The sequence below is a fragment of the Corallococcus sp. AB032C genome (assembly GCF_003668935.1).
Taxonomy (GTDB): domain Bacteria; phylum Myxococcota; class Myxococcia; order Myxococcales; family Myxococcaceae; genus Corallococcus; species Corallococcus exiguus.
Genome location: NZ_RAWP01000112.1, coordinates 1 through 16,290 on the forward strand (window position 1 = coordinate 1; position 16,290 = coordinate 16,290).

At 70.3% G+C, this 16,290-nt stretch carries 17 protein-coding genes; 10 read left to right on the plus strand and 7 right to left on the minus strand.

The genetic code is table 11. The features are described from left to right. A partial coding sequence (locus tag D7X99_RS34475; protein WP_233613947.1) for a D-alanyl-D-alanine carboxypeptidase occupies positions 1-907 on the minus strand: 907 nt, incomplete at its 3' end. A 190-nt stretch (positions 908-1,097) separates the two neighbouring features. Between D7X99_RS34475 and rdgC the strand changes: the two genes are divergently transcribed. Further along, positions 1,098-1,748, plus strand: coding sequence for a recombination-associated protein RdgC (rdgC, locus tag D7X99_RS34480; RefSeq protein WP_120599796.1), 651 nt, complete (start codon positions 1,098-1,100; stop codon positions 1,746-1,748). Then, a complete protein-coding gene (locus tag D7X99_RS34485; protein ID WP_121781473.1) occupies positions 1,735-2,424 on the plus strand; it encodes a hypothetical protein in 690 nt (229 codons plus the stop codon). Before rdgC ends, D7X99_RS34485 begins: the two co-directional genes overlap by 14 nt. Before the next feature lie 74 nt (positions 2,425-2,498). Here the strand turns inward: D7X99_RS34485 and D7X99_RS34490 are convergent, their stop codons facing one another. Continuing rightward, positions 2,499-4,112 (minus strand): alkaline phosphatase family protein, encoded by a 1,614-nt coding sequence (locus D7X99_RS34490; protein WP_121781474.1) that lies wholly within the window; start codon positions 4,110-4,112, stop codon positions 2,499-2,501. Positions 4,113-4,205: 93 nt separating this feature from the next. Here D7X99_RS34490 and D7X99_RS34495 point away from each other — a divergent pair, with 93 nt between their 5' ends. From D7X99_RS34495 to D7X99_RS34510, 4 genes are all read left to right on the plus strand, one after another. Continuing rightward, on the plus strand, positions 4,206-4,616 hold the full coding sequence (locus D7X99_RS34495) for a thioesterase family protein (protein WP_120599800.1): 411 nt from the start codon (positions 4,206-4,208) through the stop codon (positions 4,614-4,616). 42 nt (positions 4,617-4,658) lie between these two features. Then, positions 4,659-5,624, plus strand: a complete 966-nt coding sequence (gene glpX, locus D7X99_RS34500; protein ID WP_121781475.1) for a class II fructose-bisphosphatase — start codon at positions 4,659-4,661, stop codon at positions 5,622-5,624. A 48-nt stretch (positions 5,625-5,672) separates the two neighbouring features. Beyond that, positions 5,673-6,098 (plus strand): type II toxin-antitoxin system RatA family toxin, encoded by a 426-nt coding sequence (locus tag D7X99_RS34505; RefSeq protein WP_121781476.1) that lies wholly within the window; start codon positions 5,673-5,675, stop codon positions 6,096-6,098. A gap of 419 nt (positions 6,099-6,517) precedes the next feature. Beyond that, entirely contained in the window at positions 6,518-6,697 is a 180-nt protein-coding gene (locus D7X99_RS34510; protein ID WP_043321424.1) for a hypothetical protein, read from the plus strand. 105 nt (positions 6,698-6,802) lie between these two features. On the opposite strand, the gene D7X99_RS34515 is transcribed toward D7X99_RS34510, so the two are convergent. After that, on the minus strand, positions 6,803-7,891 hold the full coding sequence (locus D7X99_RS34515; protein WP_121781477.1) for an ADP-ribosylglycohydrolase family protein: 1,089 nt from the start codon (positions 7,889-7,891) through the stop codon (positions 6,803-6,805). Between the two features lie 80 nt (positions 7,892-7,971). Between D7X99_RS34515 and eno the strand changes: the two genes are divergently transcribed. The 3 genes from eno to D7X99_RS34530 are packed head-to-tail and all read left to right on the plus strand — an operon-like array spanning position 7,972 to position 10,993. After that, on the plus strand, positions 7,972-9,270 hold the full coding sequence (eno, locus tag D7X99_RS34520; protein ID WP_121781478.1) for a phosphopyruvate hydratase: 1,299 nt from the start codon (positions 7,972-7,974) through the stop codon (positions 9,268-9,270). A gap of 2 nt (positions 9,271-9,272) precedes the next feature. Then, a complete protein-coding gene (gene surE / locus D7X99_RS34525) occupies positions 9,273-10,064 on the plus strand; it encodes a 5'/3'-nucleotidase SurE (protein ID WP_121781495.1) in 792 nt (263 codons plus the stop codon). A gap of 44 nt (positions 10,065-10,108) precedes the next feature. Further along, positions 10,109-10,993, plus strand: a complete 885-nt coding sequence (locus D7X99_RS34530; protein ID WP_233613948.1) for a M23 family metallopeptidase — start codon at positions 10,109-10,111, stop codon at positions 10,991-10,993. Between the two features lie 23 nt (positions 10,994-11,016). On the opposite strand, the gene D7X99_RS34535 is transcribed toward D7X99_RS34530, so the two are convergent. The 4 genes from D7X99_RS34535 to D7X99_RS34550 form a co-directional block, all read right to left on the minus strand. After that, positions 11,017-11,649, minus strand: a complete 633-nt coding sequence (locus tag D7X99_RS34535; RefSeq protein ID WP_121781480.1) for a CHRD domain-containing protein — start codon at positions 11,647-11,649, stop codon at positions 11,017-11,019. Between the two features lie 108 nt (positions 11,650-11,757). After that, the gene (locus D7X99_RS34540; protein ID WP_121781481.1) at positions 11,758-12,642 is read right to left on the minus strand and encodes a LysR family transcriptional regulator; all 885 of its coding nucleotides are present in this window, start codon (positions 12,640-12,642) and stop codon (positions 11,758-11,760) included. A gap of 156 nt (positions 12,643-12,798) precedes the next feature. Next, on the minus strand, positions 12,799-13,809 hold the full coding sequence (locus tag D7X99_RS34545) for a 2-dehydropantoate 2-reductase (RefSeq protein WP_121781482.1): 1,011 nt from the start codon (positions 13,807-13,809) through the stop codon (positions 12,799-12,801). After that, entirely contained in the window at positions 13,806-15,335 is a 1,530-nt protein-coding gene (locus D7X99_RS34550) for an acyl--CoA ligase (protein WP_121781496.1), read from the minus strand. The genes D7X99_RS34545 and D7X99_RS34550 overlap by 4 nt, the downstream gene beginning before the upstream one ends. Before the next feature lie 131 nt (positions 15,336-15,466). Here D7X99_RS34550 and D7X99_RS34555 point away from each other — a divergent pair, with 131 nt between their 5' ends. Next, on the plus strand, positions 15,467-16,249 hold the full coding sequence (locus tag D7X99_RS34555; RefSeq protein ID WP_121781483.1) for an SDR family oxidoreductase: 783 nt from the start codon (positions 15,467-15,469) through the stop codon (positions 16,247-16,249). Positions 16,250-16,290 lie beyond the last annotated feature (41 nt).

The following is a 16,290-nucleotide window of genomic DNA, read 5'->3' on the forward strand; positions in this document are numbered from 1 at the left end:
GGGGCGGGGTGGGGGCCTCCAGCGAGAGCGGCAGCCGCGTGATTCCGTGCCGCGTCAGCGCGTCGTCCACGCACGCGGCGAAGAGGGCCTCCGGCGCGTCCACGGACAGCTTCACCGCGGCGGCCTGGGGGCACGGCCCGCCCGTGGGCGAGCGCCACGTGCAGCGCACTCCGCCGCCGCCGCGTACGCAGGCCAGGTTCGCGCGCTCGGCGTTGACGTCCACGTTCACCACCGCGGACAGCGTGGCGAAGGTGGGGGTCCACTGGACAGAAGGGGCGTCCGCGCAGGTGGCGCCGGGGGCGCGCGCCAGCGCCAGGTCCACCACGTTCTCGCGGAAGACGAAGGGCGTGGGCGCCGCGCTGTAGGCATAGGCCGCGTCATCCCAGGCCCAGCCCGGGCCCATGCCGCCGTCCATGCCGTCCGTGCCGGAGATGCGCACGTTGCCGCGCCACTGGTGGATGCCACGCGCCTGGAAGGCCTCCGCCACGCGGTCGCACGCGAGCGCCGTCTCCGGGAAGCGCCACGAGCCCAGCGACGGGTCCCCGGACGCCTGCGCCACCACGTCGCCCAGGAACAGGCCTCCCGCCTGCGAGCCCTCCAGGAAGACCGGGGTGGTGAAGCGGAAGTCCGCTCCCAGCGCGGACAGCGCGGCGGAGGTGGACACCACCTTCATGGTGGACGCGGGCAACAGCCGCACGTTCTCGCGGTGGGTGAAGAGGGGCTCGCCGGTGCGCGCGTCCACCACGTACGCGCCCGCGAGCGCGCCGTCCGCCTCCAGGGTCTCCAGCAGGGCCCGGGTGACTCCAGGCAGCGTGTCGCGCGGGGCTCCGTCCGGCGTGGCGGCCGTGTGGGTGCAGGCGGACAGGAAGAGGGCAACGACGCTGGCGGAGAGGAGTGCGCGGCGCATGGCGGCGGCCACCGTATGTCGCGTGCCTGGGAGTGTCATGGATTCCCGCCAGCGGGGTGGGGCGGAGACGTGCACGGTTGGACGGAGCCCGGCCAAACGAATATCGCCGGGGGCTATTCCCGGCCCTTCGCGTCCAGCCACACCGAGTGCCTTGACGCGACGCCACGCGACCCCCATCCTGCCGCGCCCCATGCCTGTCCTACGTGGTGCAGTGACCTTTTCGCGCTTCCGGACCGAGCCGGCCAAGGATGCGCCGTCCGACGTCAAGCGCTGGATGACCAAGGGACTCAAGTCCCATGCGTTCGAGCCCATCGACCGCCGCTCCGAGGAGGAGCGCGCCGCTGGCTTTGTCGAGCTGGAGAACCCGGAGTCCTCCGAGTTCGCCACCGGCAACCTCTACTATGGCGAGTACGCCCTGTTCTCCTTCCGCATCGACACGCTGAAGGTGCCCGCGTCGATGATGAAGTCGGAGCTGGACAAGTGGTCCGCCGCCTTCGGCAAGGAGAACGGCCGGCCGCCCGCGCGCGCGGAGAAGAACAAGCAGCGCGCGGAGTTGAAGCAGCTCCTGCGTCAGCGCGCGGTGCCGCGCACCAGCACGCTGGACGTGACGTGGAACCTGAAGACGCACACGGTGCAGGTCTGGGCCGCGTCGCGCAAGACGGTGGATGAAATCTGCGTGGCGCTGGAAGGCGCCCTGGCGGTGAAGGTGATTGGCATCACGCCCGCGTCCATGGCGCAGCGCGCGGGCATCGACGAGAAGGCCCTGGGCCCCACGGCGGAGCTCATTGGCATGGAGCTGCCGGCGACGGCTTCGGTGGAGGACACCCATGGCGAAGCGTGAGCAGGCGAGGGAAGAGGCGGCGTTCGCTCGGGGCGATGTCGGCGTGGATGGTGCCGCCACCGAGGAGGAGAAGGACGAAGCCGAAGTCGAAAAGGGCAAGGCCCGCGAACAGCTGCTGCGCGGCCGGGCCTACCTGGGCCGCGAGTTCATGACGTGGCTCTTGTGGCGCTCGGAGTCGGGCGACCCGCTGGTCGAGCACGCCGGCGCGGGCGTGGTGGTGCTCTACCTGGGCAAGGTGGTGCTGCGCGGCGTGGCGGGCGACGTCACGGAGATGAGCGCCAAGGGCACGCTGGCGCCGTATTCGGAGAACGTGCGCCACTCGCTGGACCGGGGCCTGCTGGTGTCCCAGGCGCGGCTGCGCATCTCGCACGGCGAGCGCGAATACGAAGTCACGCTGGATTCCGAGTTCCTGGACATCCGCGCCGCCAAGCTGCCCGCGCTCATGACGGAGGAAGAGGATGATCAGCTCTCCGAACGTCTGGAGCTGACCGAGCAGCTCTCCGCCATCGTGGACACGCTGGTGCAGGACTTCCTGGCCGTGCGCGCCGGCCGCGCCTGGAGCAAGCAGGTGGTGCCCGCGCTGAAGGCGTGGATGAAGGGCGAGGAGAAGGGCAGCGACCTGCTCTCCAAGGCCGCCCGCGCCAAGGGCCGTGACGCCCGCGCCGCCCGGGGCTGAAACATCCGGCTGGGGTCCGCCGTACTCGCGCCGCCGACCCACGCGTTCAACTCGCGTGGGACGGCGCCGCTGACTCATTTCACCAGCGCCTCCACCCGCGGTTTGCCCTCCGCCGATGCGGGCATCCCCATCTCCAGCAGCGCGGACAGCGTGGGCGCCACGTCCACGGGGTTGATCTCCTCCAGATAAAGCCCCGGCTTCACGCCCTTGCCCGCGAACACCACCGGCACCTGCGTGTCATAGGAATACGGCGTGCCGTGGTTCGTGCCGCGCGGGTAATCGCTGACGACCTGGAACGGCTTCGCCATGAACAGCACGTCGCCGCTGCGCACCGGGTAGTAGCCACGGCGCATCGCCGCCATGAGGCCTCCCTGGTCCGGCGCCGTGTCCAGGTCGTCCTTCGCCACCGCCCAGAGGGCATAGGGCTGCTTCGCCAGCCACGCCGCCGCCGCGCGCCGCACCGCCACCGCGTCCACCTGGCCGGACTCCAGCGCCTTGCCGGCCAGGTACACGTCCAGCTCCAGCAGCTTCACCGTCACGTCCACGCCGAACTTCGCCTTCAGCTCCTGCGCCAGACCCTTCGCCGCCTCCACCGGGTTGAGCCGCGCCGCCGGCACGCCCGCCTGCGCCCACGCCTCCGGAATCTCCGCGCCGCCGTGGTCCGCTGACAACGCGATGACCAGGTTCGCCTTGCCCCCCGCCGCGCGCTCGGCCGCGGCGATGAGCTCTCCCATCGCCTGGTCCAACCGCAGCATCGTGTCCTGCATCTCCCACGAGTACGGCCCGAACGCGTGGAACACCGCGTCCGTGCCGCTGAAGCTCACCGCCAGGATGTCCGGCACGTCGTCCTTGCCCAGGCCCTCGCCCTCCAGCGCCGCCTTCGCCGCCTGCACCAGCAGGTCATGCGAGAACCCCGACACCGCGAACGCCCGGTACGACGCCGGCCCGGGCGCCTGGAGCCCGCCCTTCAGCTCATGCGGGAACACGCGGCCCATGCCGTAGGCCTCCGGCTCCATGGGGCGGTCGTCCTCGCCTACGTACTCGGCGCGCGGACGCAACAGCTCCCACGTCTTGCTGAACGCCGCGTCCGGCAGCTTGCGCGCGTTGAACGCCTGCATCCACGCGGGCTCCGCCTTCGCGTACCAGGTGCTCGTCACCATCCGGCCCGTCGACTCGTCGAACCACCAGGCCTGGCCCTGGCGCCCGGCCAGCGGAATGGCCGCCCGCGACTTGTAGGACAGCGCCACCACCTTGCCCCGGCCCTGCGTGGACACGCGCAGCCGGTCCGCCAGCGTCTCCGCCAGCAAGTTCACCGGGCTGGTGTCCGACCCCGGGGGCGTCTCCCCGTTGAGCACCGGATGCGTCGGGTCCGTGTAGACCTGCACCGCCTGGCCCGCCGCGCGGTCGTAGATGTCGTTGTCCACGATGCCGTGGCGCCAGGGGTTCGCGCCCGTGGCCAGCGTGGCGTGTCCCGGCGCCGTCCGGGCCTCCGCGTAGGCGTACCGGGCGTAGGGGTAGTACGCGCCCGTGGAGAGCAACCGGCCCAGGCCCCCCGTCAGGCGAGGACGGTTTCTCAGCAGGACGTCGCTGCCCATGGCGTCCACGCTGATGAACAGCGTGAGCTTCGGGGCCTTGGCGGAGGCGGGCAGGGCGAACAGGACGAGGAGGGCGGCAATCAGGCGCGACATGGTGCGGCAGCCTCTCCGGCCGGATGAACAGAAGCAACCAACATGCGCGCCCACCGCTTGGACACGTCACCCCGCCCTGATATGGGCGCCTCAATGGTCGAGGCACGGCTGCGCGTCATCTACGGCGACACGGATCAGATGGGGGTCGTCTACTACGCGAACTACTTCCGCTACTTCGAGTTCGCCCGCAGCGAGTTCTTCCGTGCCCACGGAGGCAGCTACCGCGAACTGGAGAGCACCGGGCTGCTGTTGCCCGTGGTGGAGGCCAGCGCCCATTACAAGGCGTCCGCGCGCTACGACGACATGCTCCTCATCCGCACCACCCTGGGAGAGTTGCGCCGCGCGTCACTCGTGTTCACCTACGAGCTGCTGCGCGACGGTGACTCCCCCACGCTGCTGTGCACCGGCCGCACCATGCACGCCTGCGTGGGGCGCGACGGCAAACCGCAGCGGCTGCCCGAAGCCATCGCCCGCCTGAAGGCCGCGGACGACTCCGACACCTGACCTTTTTCCCTTCCCGAATTCCCGAACGAGGAGCACCCGACAATGGATCGCAACCTGGCAATGGAGGTCGTGCGCGTCACCGAGATGGCGGCCATCGCCTCCGCCCGCCTCATGGGCCGCGGCAACAAGGACGAGTCCGACCAGGCCGCAGTGGACGCGATGCGCCGCGCCTTCGACGCGCTGAACATCGACGGCACGGTCGTCATCGGCGAGGGCGAGCGCGACGAGGCGCCCATGCTCTACATCGGTGAGCGCGTGGGCGCCCGCACCGCCGGCGCCCCCGAGGTGGACATCGCCCTGGATCCGCTGGAGGGCACCAACCTGTGCGCCTACGGCCGCCCGGGCTCCATCTCCGTCGTGGCCATGTCCAGCCACGGCGGCCTGCTCAACGCGCCCGACACGTACATGGAGAAGATCGCCGTGGGCCCGCGCGCCAAGGGCGCCATCGACCTGACGAAGTCCCCCACGGAGAACCTGCGCGCCATCGCGGAGCGCATGAAGCTCTACGTGGAGGACCTCACGGTCATGATCCTCGACCGCGAGCGCCACGCCGACCTCATCAAGGAGGTCCGCGCCGCGGGCGCGCGCGTGCGCCTCATCGAGGACGGTGACGTGGCGGGCGCCATCGCCACCTGCTTCGAGGGCTCCGGCGTGGACGTGCTCATGGGCATCGGCGGCGCGCCGGAAGGCGTCATCGCCGCGGCCGCCATCCGCGCCACCGGCGGCGACCTGCAGGGGCGGCTGGTGCCTCGCAACCAGGGGGAGATCGACCGCGCCAAGAAGATGGGCATCACCGACATCCACAAGATCTACACCGCGGAGGAGCTGGCTCGCGGTGAGGTGATGTTCGCCGCCACGGGCGTGACGAGCGGCGACTTCCTCAAGGGCGTGCGCTTCTTCGGCGGCGGCTGTGAGACGCACTCCGTCGTGATGCGCAGCAAGACGGGCACCGTCCGCTTCATCCAGTCCATCCACAAGTTCGACAAGAAGCCGGGCTACGCGCCGTAAGCTGTCCGGCAGCCTCGCCCGTTCCTCAAGCCTTCCGGAGACACCGTCATGGCCGGCGCCACGCGCACCATCACCATCAACGCCCCCGTCGAGAAGGTCTTCGACATCATCACCCACTACGACCGCTACGCGGAGTTCCTCCCGGAGGTGAAGAAGGTCTCCACCTCCCAGCGCCAGGGGAACACCGTCCAGGTGCACTACGAGGTCGATGTGGTGAAGCGCATCCGCTACACCATCCGCGTCACCGAGGAGCGCCCCAAGCGCATGTCCTGGACCTTCGTCGAGGGTGAGGTGATGAAGGACAACAAGGGCAGCTGGACGCTGGAGCCCGAGGGCGAGGGCAAGACGCGCGCCACCTACAACGTGGAGATGGCCCTGGGCGCCCTCATCCCCAAGGCCATCATCAACACCCTGACGGAAACCCAGCTCCCCAAAATGTTGGAGGCCTTCAAGCGCCGCGCGGAAGCCCCCTGACGGCTTTCGTCGACCGCTTTCGTCACCCCTGACGTCGCGCGTCAGTTTTCCGCCCGCCTGCCTGTCATCCCGTACGGCCCGTGCCGTGCAAGGGAGCAGGAAGGCGGGCGGGCCCTTTTCGGCTGGAGCCGTGCCACGCGAGCAGTGGGGGGCCACCTGAAGTGGGTCGTGTTGCGGCGCGCGGCGGGCGCATTAGGATCATGCGAATTTTGAACGTCCACGGACACTTCCCTGACATCCGTGGCACGGTTGCACTGTCCCGGATGTCAGGAGGTGGACGAGCAGCCATGCGGAATCAGGGCACCATCCCCAGAAAGAAACCGGGGTTCTTAATTTGCATCAAAGAGATGTGGAAGTGGTAAGGGGGCGGGACGGCGGGCGTACATCGGGGTACGTAGGCTGAGGGAGAAACCGAACCCATGCTCGACGCGTTCATCATTGAAGAAATCAAGCGCCGCGAGCGGCTCCGCCGCGAGGATTACGAGCGGCCGGTGGTGGAGCTCCCACTGCCTGCACCCGATGACCGTCCCCACCGGAGGACGGACACCGAGGAAGAGAAGCCGTCACGAGGCGTCGTCGTCATCGACCTTCTCGGCTGATGACCCATCCCACCCGTGGCCCCGGAGCCACGGCGTGTCCCGGAGCCCGCGGCCGGGCTGTCCCTCAACGGACAGCCCCCGCGGGCTTCGTACTTGCGGGCCTCCTCACCCTGGGGCCAGCAGCAGCAGGTGCCGGGGGTGGTACACCTCCCACAGCACCGTCCCCTTCTGGAGGGGGTTGTAGGGCTGGAGGGCCAGGAGGACCTTCTCACGCCACTCCTCCGGCAACGCCCCCTCGCCGTGGAAGGCGCCCACCAGCGCCCCGGTGACGGAGGCGTGGACCTCCGTGTCGCCGCCCCGGTGGACGACGTCCAGGAGCGCCGCTTCCGCGGTGGGGACGTGGAGCAGCTCCCAGAAGGCCAGCCGGAACGCTGCACGCACCGCGTTATTGCCGGGCCGGTGCATGTGCAGCTCCGGGCCGTAGAGCTGCGGGTCGTCCTGGGCCGCCAGGGCCAGGTCCTCGCGCAGGAGCTTCGCGGCGAAGGCCACCTCCTGGACGTAATCTTTCTCCTGCTTCCCCAGGGCGGCGGCCGCCAGGGAGATGCCCACCTCCGCGGCGGGCAGCAGGTCCGCGGCCTTCAGGTTCGGGCCGCCCGTCACCGCCTTGGCGATGGCGGCGCACAGCCCCGCGCCGGCCAGCTGGCTGCGCGGGTCGAAGTGGGTGAGGGCGGTGTCCTCCAGCGCCGCCTTCGCCAGGGCGAAGGAGTCCTTCGTCAGGAGCACGCCCAGGGGCACCACGCGCGGCAGGGCGCCCGCGGGGGCCAGCCGCCGGAAGTTCTTCTGCCACACGCGCTTGCCGGCGTCCTTCACCTGGGGCGGGTGACTGGCGTCACACTCCTGGAACAGCTCCTTCATGGGGTCGCTGACGGAGATGGCGTGCGACTGCCAGGCCCGGTAGCGCTTGAGGGCGTCCCCCGCGTCGTAGCGCTTCATGTCGCGCAGGCTGAGGGCCAGCGCCACCGCGAGCTGGGTGGGCTCCGTCACCTGCCCCTTGCGCAGGTCGTGCGGGCCGCCTCCGTGCATGCCCTGGTACGGCCCCTCGGCGAGTTGGGGGAAGGCCGGCGCATAGAAGGGCTTCCCGGCGGTGGGGACAGCCAGGGCGTTGCCGATGGCGAGGCCCAGGAGGGCGCCCCGGGCGCGCTGACCGGGGAGCGGGTCGGGGCCCGTGACGCGGCGCTTGGGAGGAGGAGGCATTCGGCGGCTGGACACTGTAGCAGGCGGCCTGTGCGAGCGTGCTTGCCCGTTCCGCCCGTGCTTCGTAGAACCGGCGCCCTATGACCGAGATCGCTCAAATCCTGGCGCGTGAAGTGCTCGATTCCCGTGGCAATCCGACCGTGGAGGCCGAAGTGCTGCTCGTGGGTGGTTCGCGTGGCCGCGCGACGGTGCCCTCCGGCGCCTCCACCGGCGAGCACGAGGCGCACGAGCTGCGCGACGGCGACAAGGGCCGCTACCTGGGCAAGGGCGTGCGCAAGGCCGTGGACCACGTGCGCGACACCATCGGGCCGGCGCTCATCGGCATGGACGCCGTGGACCAGGTGGCGGTGGACCAGCGGATGATCGAGCTGGACGGCACGCCCACCAAGTCCAAGCTGGGCGCCAACGCCATCCTCGCCGTCTCCATGGCCACCGCGCGCGCCGCGGCGGACGCGCACGGCCTGCCGCTGTACCGCTACGTGGGCGGCCTGCAGGCGCGCACGCTGCCCGTGCCGCTGATGAACATCCTCAACGGCGGCGCGCACGCGGACACCCGCGTGGACGTGCAGGAGTTCATGGTGGTGCCCGCCGGCGCGAAGACGTTCGCGGAGGGCCTGCGCTGGGGCGCGGAGGTGTTCCACGCGCTCAAGAAGATTTTGAAGGCCCGCAAGCTGGCCACGGGCGTGGGCGACGAGGGCGGCTACGCCCCGGACCTGCCGGCCAACGAGGAGGCGCTCAAGCTCATCATGGAGGCCATCGACGCCGCGGGCTTCAAGGCGGGCGAGCAGCTCTTCCTCGCGTTGGACGTGGCCGCGAGCGAGTTCTTCGACAAGGGCTCCAAGAAGTACAAGCTCAAGGGCGAGGGCAAGGAGTACGACTCGCAGGGCCTGCTGGAGTACTACCGGGGCCTGTCCCAGAAATACCCCATCATCTCCATTGAAGACGGCATGGCGGAGGATGACTGGGAGGGCTGGAAGAAGCTCACCGACGCGCTGGGTGACAAGGTGCAGCTGGTGGGCGACGACCTCTTCGTCACCAACGTGGAGCGCCTGTCCAGGGGCATCGAGACCGGCACCGCGAACTCCATCCTGGTGAAGGTGAACCAGATCGGCTCGCTCACGGAGACGTTCGACGCCGTGCGCATGGCGCACAAGGCGGGCATGACGTCCATCATGAGCCACCGCTCCGGCGAGTCCGAGGACACCACCATCGCGGACCTGGCGGTGGCGCTGGACTGCGGGCAGATCAAGACGGGCTCGGCGTCGCGGTCCGACCGCGTGGCCAAGTACAACCAGCTCCTGCGCATTGAAGAGGAGCTGGGCGCCGGGGCGCGGTACGCGGGCCGGTCCGCCTTCCGCTCGCTCGCGAAGAAGCAGTGACCGTGAGCACTTCGCGCCCCCGCATCCTCGTCTCCAACGACGACGGCTACTTCTCCGAAGGGCTGCAGACGTTGGTGGAGGCGGTGAGCCCCCTGGGCGAGGTGTGGGTGGTGGCGCCTGACCGCGAGCAGAGCGCCGCCTCCCATGCCATCAGCCTGCACCGGCCGCTGCGCATCAAGGAGGTGCGCGAGCGGTGGTTCGCCGTGGACGGCACCCCCACGGATTGCTCGTATCTGGCGGTGAACCACCTGCTGAAGGACAATCGTCCCCAGCTCATGGTCTCCGGCATCAATCACGGCGCGAACCTTGCGGACGACGTCACGTACTCCGGGACGGTGGCGGCGGCCATGGAGGCCGCGTTCCTGGGCATTCCGGCCATCGCGTTCAGCCTGGTGACGCGGGGGCCGTTCGACTTCGGGCCGGCGGGCCGCTTCGTGCGGTCGCTGGTGACGGAGGCGCTGTCTCGGCCCCTGCCTCCCCGGATGCTCCTCAACGTGAACATCCCGGGGGGCGTGGAGCCGGACGGCTACGTCATCACCCGGCAGGGGCGGCACTCCTACGGCTACAACGTCGTGGAGAAGGAGGACCCGCGCGGCCGCAAGTACTACTGGATTGGCGGCACGGAGTACGCGCACGAGGACATCCCGGGCAGTGACTGCAACGCCGTCTTCGACGAGAAGCGCGTGTCGGTGACGCCGCTGCACTTCGAGATGACCGACCACGGTCGCATCCCCGAGCTCTCGGGGTGGAACCTGCAGGGCTTCAAGCGGCACGGTTCGGGCGGCGGTGCCTGAGGTTGGTGCCGGGCGGCTCCAGCCGAGCGGGCAGGGCGCTCTGGGTGTTGCTCGCGGCCGCGCTGTTCAGCGGCTGCGTGGGCACCCAGGCCGCTTCCTCCTCGCAGCTGGACACGACGGGCGCGCTGCCTGCTTCCACGCGTGACGGCAATCCGCTCGCCTTCGCGCTGAGGCCCACGCACGAGGAGCCGGAGTTGGTGGCGGTGCGCCACCGCGTGGCGGCGGGCGAGACGATGTACCGCATCGCCAAGACGTACGGCATCACGGTGGAGGAGCTGGCGCGGGCCAACGGCATCAAGGATCCGCGTGAGCTCGCGGTGGGAAAGGACCTGCTGATTCCGGGCAGTGAGCCGCCGAAGTACGGCGACCCGGGGCCGCTGTCCGACGAGGAGCCGGAGTTGGTGCTCTCGACGCCGGGGCAGGCGCCGGTGTCCACGCCGCGCCGCTCGGTGCCGGCGGTGTCGCGCCGCGAGGATCCGCCGCGTGCGCGCGTGGTGTCGGGGCGTCCGGGCGCGCCGTCGCGTCCGAGGCTCGCGACGCAAGGGATGCTCGACTGGCCGTTGAGGGGCGTGCTGTATGGCCGCTTCGGCAAGAAGGGCAAGGAGCCGCACGACGGCATCGACCTGGCGGCGCCCGCGGGCACGCCCGTCAAGACGGCGCAGGAGGGCACGGTCCTCTACGCGGGCGAGCAGAAGGGCTACGGCCTCATCGTCATCGTGGAGCACGCGGCGCCGCTGATTACGCTCTACGCGCACAACCGCGACCTGCGCGTGAAGACGGGGCAGAAGGTCCGGCGCGGGCAGGTCATCGCCACGGTGGGCGAGTCCGGCCGCACGTCCGGCCCGCACGTCCACTTCGAGGTGCGCGTGGACGGCAAGCCGGCGGATCCGCTGGAGTACCTGGGCGTGATGCCGTCCGCGAACGACTAGGTCGCTTCGGCCGCGGGCGGCGCTCAGGGCTGGACGGCGTAGAGCTGTCCGCGCATCTCGCCGTAGTAGGTATGGGCCTTGGTGTGCAGGTTGAAATAGAGCACGCCCTTGCGCGCGAGCGACTCCAGCCCGGCCAGGGTCCGCGTCTGGGCCAGGAAGCCCAGCTCCGCCGGACAGCTCTCCGGGAGCCCGGACTTCATGCCCTTCATGTCCTTGACGAAGGTGATGTTCGCGTTGGTCAGCTCCACGGACCAGCGTCCGTTGGCGAGCGTCTTCGTCAGGTTGCCCGACTCGCCGAAATCCACCACCACGGGGCCCAGGACGCCCGGCGGGCCGCAGTGGATGTGGAACATGAGGATGTCGGCGGGATTGACGCCGGTCATCTCGACCTCGACGTAGGCCCGGGTCAGGTCCTTGGAGAAGCGCAGCACCCCGTGGCCCCGGGACATGCGCTGCTCCCTCGGCGTCGAGGGCGCGGTGGCCCCCAGGCTCTTCTGCAGGAGCTTGGGGGTCTCGGACTCCTCGCCGGGCTCCTGGGCGGGGCTGAGGAAGGCTTCATAGACGGTGAAGGTCGTCGCGCCGAGCGCGGGGTCCTTTGCATGGGAGGACAGCGCGCCGAGGGTCAGGACGAGGGTCAGGGACATGGGGATTCGCATGGCGGACTCCAGCACGAAGGGAACGCCCCATGGCGTAGCGTGGACGCCTGGCCCTGGGGATGGCCAAAGGTGGCCACCCGATGACCGGCTTCTGTCCACGGGCGCGCCTCACAGCGGCGCGATGAACTGACGGATGTGTTCGAGCACCTGCCGGATCTTCGGAACCTCGCTGAGCGCCTCCGGGACGCTCACGCGCAGCGGCTGTTCACGCCCCACGACGTCCGCGAGCACGGGGACCAGTGCCCCCTCCACCTCGCCCGGGTCCGCCAGGTCCACGCTGGGAATCAGCCCGATGCCCTGCCCCGCGAGGCAGCACGCCCGGATGAGATGGATGTCCGTGGAGATGAGGGTGGGCTCCACCTGGAACGCGGGGCCTCGAAGCTGGGGCCACAGGCATGCGTCGCCCCCCGGGCCCTGCCAGGAGAAGAGCTCGTGGCCCCGCAGGGCCTCCACGGAGTCCGGCAGGCCGCGCTGACGCAGGTAGTCCGCGCTGGCCCAGAGGCGCTCACGAATTCGCAGCACCACCTGGGAAATCCAGGGGCCCCGGGGCATGTCCTCCCCGAAGTGCACCGCGAGGTCCACGTTGTCGAGCGGCTCCGCCAGCGGATGGTCGCTGAAGCATGCGTGTACCCGCAGGAGTGGATAGGTGCTCCGCAGCAAGCCGAACAGCGGAGACAGAAGGTGTGGCGGCAGGCCCACCGGCAACACCACGCGCAAGAGCCCCGCGGGGGCCTGCCCGACCTCGCGCAGTGAGGCCACCAGGGCGCGCGTTTCCTGCATCATCAGCCGGCCGCGACGGGCGAGCACCTCGCCCGCCTCCGTCAACACCACGCCCGTTCGGGTGCTCTTGAGCAGGGGCACTCCCGCGCGAGCCTCCAGCGCTTCGACGCGACGCCGCAGCGTCGTCCTCGACACCCCCAGCATGTCCGCCGCGGCCAGGAACGAGCCCGTCTCCGCGACGCCGACAAAGGCACGCAACTCTTCCAGGTCCATGCGCTCGACACGCCGGAGCGGACCGTCCAGGCCCGCGCCGCCGCTCCTCCCGTCGAGCGAGCATCCGCAGGTCAACCAGGGACTTGCAAGAAGGGCGGTCCCGACCTGGACTGGAGCTGCGGCAGGCGGAGAAGGAGGAACTGGACGCGCTGAGGGCTAGGCCTCCTCGGGAGCGGGTGGCGTCGCGCGGGGCGGGTAGCCTCCGGCGTGGCGGGCTCGCTCGCGCACGAGGGCCAGGATGTTCTCGCAGGTGGGCATGGGCTTGCCGGTGAGCTGGCCCAGCTCCACGACCGCGCCCAGCAACGCGTCAATCTCCATGGGCCGCCCGCGCTCCAGGTCCTGGAGCATGGACGTCTTGTGCGCGCCGACCTGGGCCGCGCCTTGGATGCGCTGGTCCACGTCGATGAGGAAGCGCGTGCCCAGGACCTCCGCCACGGCCTGCGCCTCCAGCATCATCGTGCGGGCCACGGCGCGCAGGTCCGGCTGGCGGGAGAGGACGTCGAGCGTCGCGCCGGTGAGCACGGACAGCGGGTTGAAGGCGAGGTTGCCCCAGAGCTTCACCCAGATTTCGTCGCGGATTCGGGGGCGCACGGGCGACTTGAGTCCGGCCTTCATCATGAGCTGCGACAGGGCCTGCACGCGCGGGCTCTTGCTGCCGTCGGGTTCGCCCAGCGTCACGCGGTCGTTGTACGTGTGCACGATGACGCCGGGGGAGACGACCTCCGCGGCCGGGTACACCACGGTGGCGATGACGCGCTCGGGAGGCAGCGTGCGCAGGATGACGCCTCCGGGATCCACGCTCTCGACGTGGCGGCCCGCGTACGGGCCTTCGAGTCCGTGGAAGTACCAGTAGGGCACGCCGTTGATGCCGGTGACGAGCGCCGTCTCCGGGCCCAGCAGCCGGGCGATTTGAGGCGCGGCGGCGGGCAGGGCGTGGGCCTTGAGCGTGAGGAAGACGTAGTCCTGCGGGCCCGCGTCGTCGGGCGAGTCCGTGCAATGCGGACGCACGGTGACGGTCTCACCGCCGCTGGTGAGCGTGACGCCGTGGGTGCGCATCGCGTCCAGGTGGGCGCCTCGCGCGATGAAGGTGACGTCCGCGCCGGCCTGGAGCAGCTTGACGCCCAGGAAGCCGCCGATGGCGCCCGCACCGAAGATGGCGATCCTCATGACGTGAGCCCCAGCCGCTCCGCGAGCCCGATGCGCTGCACCTTGCCGGTGGGGCCCTTGGGCAGCTCCGTGAGGAAGACGATGCGGCGTGGCACCTTGAAGTCCGCCACGCGTGAGGCCACGAAGTCGCGCAGCTCGCGCTCGGTGGGAGTGTGGCCCTCGCGAGGCACGACGGCGGCGGCCACGTCCTCGCCGAGCTTGGGGTGGGGCAGGGCGAACGTCACGGCCTGCTGCACGGCGGGATGATTCAGCAACACGGTGTCCACCTCCAGCGGGCTCACCTTCTCCCCGCCGCGATTGATCAGCTCCTTGAGCCGTCCGGTGAGCCGCAGGTAGCCCTGCGCGTCGAGCGTCCCCTGGTCGCCCGTGCGGAACCACCCGTGGGTGAAGGCGCGCACGTTGGCCTCGGGGTTGTTCACGTAGCCGGACATGACGTTGGGGCCCCGGATGACCACTTCGCCCAACGCATCTGGAGGCAGCAGCGTGCCCACGTCGTCCATGATGGCGACCTCTGGCCCGGCGGCGAGCCCCACCGAACCTGCATACCGGGAACGCGGCGGCAGCGGGTTGGAGGCCATCTGGTGCGCGGCTTCGGTCATGCCGTAGCTCTCGATGACGGGCACGCCGAAGACGCGCTCCAGTTCCTCCATCACCTGCGGCGGCAGCGACGCGGAGGAGGACCGGATGAAGCGCAGGCGGTGTTCCTTCAAGCTGTCCGCGTTGCGGTGGGCGCGCTCCAGCAGCGCCTGATGCATGGTGGGGACGGCTGTGTACCAGGTGGGGCGGACCTCCTCGAGCCAGGAGAAGAAGCGCAGGGCGTTGAAGCCGGGAGTGCACACCACGCGGCCACCGGCCCCCAGGCTGGACAGCACCGCCGCCACGAGCCCGTGGATGTGGAACAGCGGCATGATGTTGAGGCACGCATCCGTGGGACCCAGCCCCAACTGCGCGCCGATGTGCCGCGCGGAGGCGCTGAGGTTCGCGTGCGTCAGCGGCACCTGCTTGGGCCGCGCCGTCGTGCCCGACGTGTGCAGCACCAGCACGACGTCGCCCGCAGCGGCGCGGCCAGGACGATGCGCCGTGCCCGACAGCGGCTGCCCGGCCACGAGCGTGAAGTGCCCCGCGGGCCCCTCCTGCGTCGGACGCAGTTTGATGAGCGGGAGGTCGCGTGCGCGCGCGACCTCGCGGGCCGGTCCCTCCGCTCCTTCGAGCACGATGAGGGCACGAGCCTTGAGGTCATCCAGGTAGAACGCCAGTTCGTCGGCGCGGTAGGCGGGGTTGAGCGGCGCGGTCGTCGCGGAACTGGCCACGGCGAGGAAGGCCGCCGCCATCTCCGGCCCGTTGGGGAGCACCAGCGCGACACGGTCTCCTTGTCCCAGGCCCCACGCATTCAATTGCTCACGGACCTTCGCGGTGAGGTCCCGCAGCGCGCCGTACGTCATGCCCTGCCTGCCGGGCGCACCGAGCGCTACGTCCTCCGTCCGTCCGCGTGCGAGCAGTGCTTCGAGGGTGTCCATCCGCTCCATGCCGGGCTCCACGTCCTCGGGGTCCTCATCCGAATATGGCCGTGGATCCCCAGGGGCAACCGCTTTGTGCGCGGGCTCGGGGCCTTCTGCTCGCGGAGTGCTGCTATATCGGCCCGCCGGGAGGCATCACCATGTCGCGGAAAGTGGCGCTCATCACCGGCGCGTCGGCGGGGCTCGGAGTTCAGTTCGCGGAGCAGTTCGCGAAGGACGGGCACGACGTCATCCTCGTCGCGCGCGGCGTGGCGAAGCTGGAGGAACTGGCTCGCAGGCTGGAGCAGGCGCACGGCGTGAAGGCGCACGTGCTGCCGGCGGACCTGGGACAGGCTTCCGCGCCGGAGCAGCTCTTCGCGCGCGTGCAGGAGCTGGGGCTCGCGGTGGACTTCCTCGTCAACAACGCGGGGTTCGGTTCCTCCGGGCCGTTCCTGGAGCAGGACCTGGGGCGCGAGGCGGAGATGGTGGAGGTCAACTGCGCCGCGCTGCTCAAGCTCACGCACCTGTTCGCGCGTCCCATGCGCGAGCGCAAGCAGGGGCGCATCCTCAACATCGCGTCCACCGCGGGCTTCCAGCCGGGGCCGTACATGGCCACGTACTACGCGACGAAGGCGTTCGTGCTGTCGTTCACGGAGGCGCTCGCGTTCGAGCTGGAGGGAACGGGCGTGACGGCGACCTGCCACTGTCCGGGCGCCACGAAGACGGAGTTCGCCGGGCGCGCCGGCAACGCGGAGTCCCGCCTGTTCAAGCGGCCGGGAGTGGCGGAAGCGCCCGAGGTCGCGGGCCATGCCTACGCGGCGATGATGAAGGGACGGGTGGTCTCCATCCACGGCGTGCTCAACTGGCTGGCGGCCTTCTCGGTGCGGGTCAGCCCCCGCGCGGTGGTGCGTTCCATCGCCGCGAAGCTCAACCAGCAGGAGTGAGCGGGCAGGGAAGCGGCCACGGAAGGCCTGGGCGCGGGCCG

Bases quoted from the DNA above. Each gene is read 5' to 3' on its own strand.
- D7X99_RS34550 (WP_121781496.1), bottom strand. From the start codon at position 15,335: ATGGAGCGGATGGACACCCTCGAAGCACTGCTCGCACGCGGACGGACG.
- D7X99_RS34545 (WP_121781482.1), bottom strand. From the start codon at position 13,809: ATGAGGATCGCCATCTTCGGTGCGGGCGCCATCGGCGGCTTCCTGGGC.
- D7X99_RS34540 (WP_121781481.1), bottom strand. From the start codon at position 12,642: ATGGACCTGGAAGAGTTGCGTGCCTTTGTCGGCGTCGCGGAGACGGGC.
- glpX (WP_121781475.1), top strand. From the start codon at position 4,659: ATGGATCGCAACCTGGCAATGGAGGTCGTGCGCGTCACCGAGATGGCG.
- rdgC (WP_120599796.1), top strand. From the start codon at position 1,098: ATGCCTGTCCTACGTGGTGCAGTGACCTTTTCGCGCTTCCGGACCGAG.
- D7X99_RS34495 (WP_120599800.1), top strand. From the start codon at position 4,206: ATGGTCGAGGCACGGCTGCGCGTCATCTACGGCGACACGGATCAGATG.
- D7X99_RS34490 (WP_121781474.1), bottom strand. From the start codon at position 4,112: ATGTCGCGCCTGATTGCCGCCCTCCTCGTCCTGTTCGCCCTGCCCGCC.
- D7X99_RS34505 (WP_121781476.1), top strand. From the start codon at position 5,673: ATGGCCGGCGCCACGCGCACCATCACCATCAACGCCCCCGTCGAGAAG.
- D7X99_RS34485 (WP_121781473.1), top strand. From the start codon at position 1,735: ATGGCGAAGCGTGAGCAGGCGAGGGAAGAGGCGGCGTTCGCTCGGGGC.
- D7X99_RS34515 (WP_121781477.1), bottom strand. From the start codon at position 7,891: ATGCCTCCTCCTCCCAAGCGCCGCGTCACGGGCCCCGACCCGCTCCCC.
- D7X99_RS34535 (WP_121781480.1), bottom strand. From the start codon at position 11,649: ATGCGAATCCCCATGTCCCTGACCCTCGTCCTGACCCTCGGCGCGCTG.
- eno (WP_121781478.1), top strand. From the start codon at position 7,972: ATGACCGAGATCGCTCAAATCCTGGCGCGTGAAGTGCTCGATTCCCGT.
- D7X99_RS34555 (WP_121781483.1), top strand. From the start codon at position 15,467: ATGTCGCGGAAAGTGGCGCTCATCACCGGCGCGTCGGCGGGGCTCGGA.
- D7X99_RS34510 (WP_043321424.1), top strand. From the start codon at position 6,518: ATGCTCGACGCGTTCATCATTGAAGAAATCAAGCGCCGCGAGCGGCTC.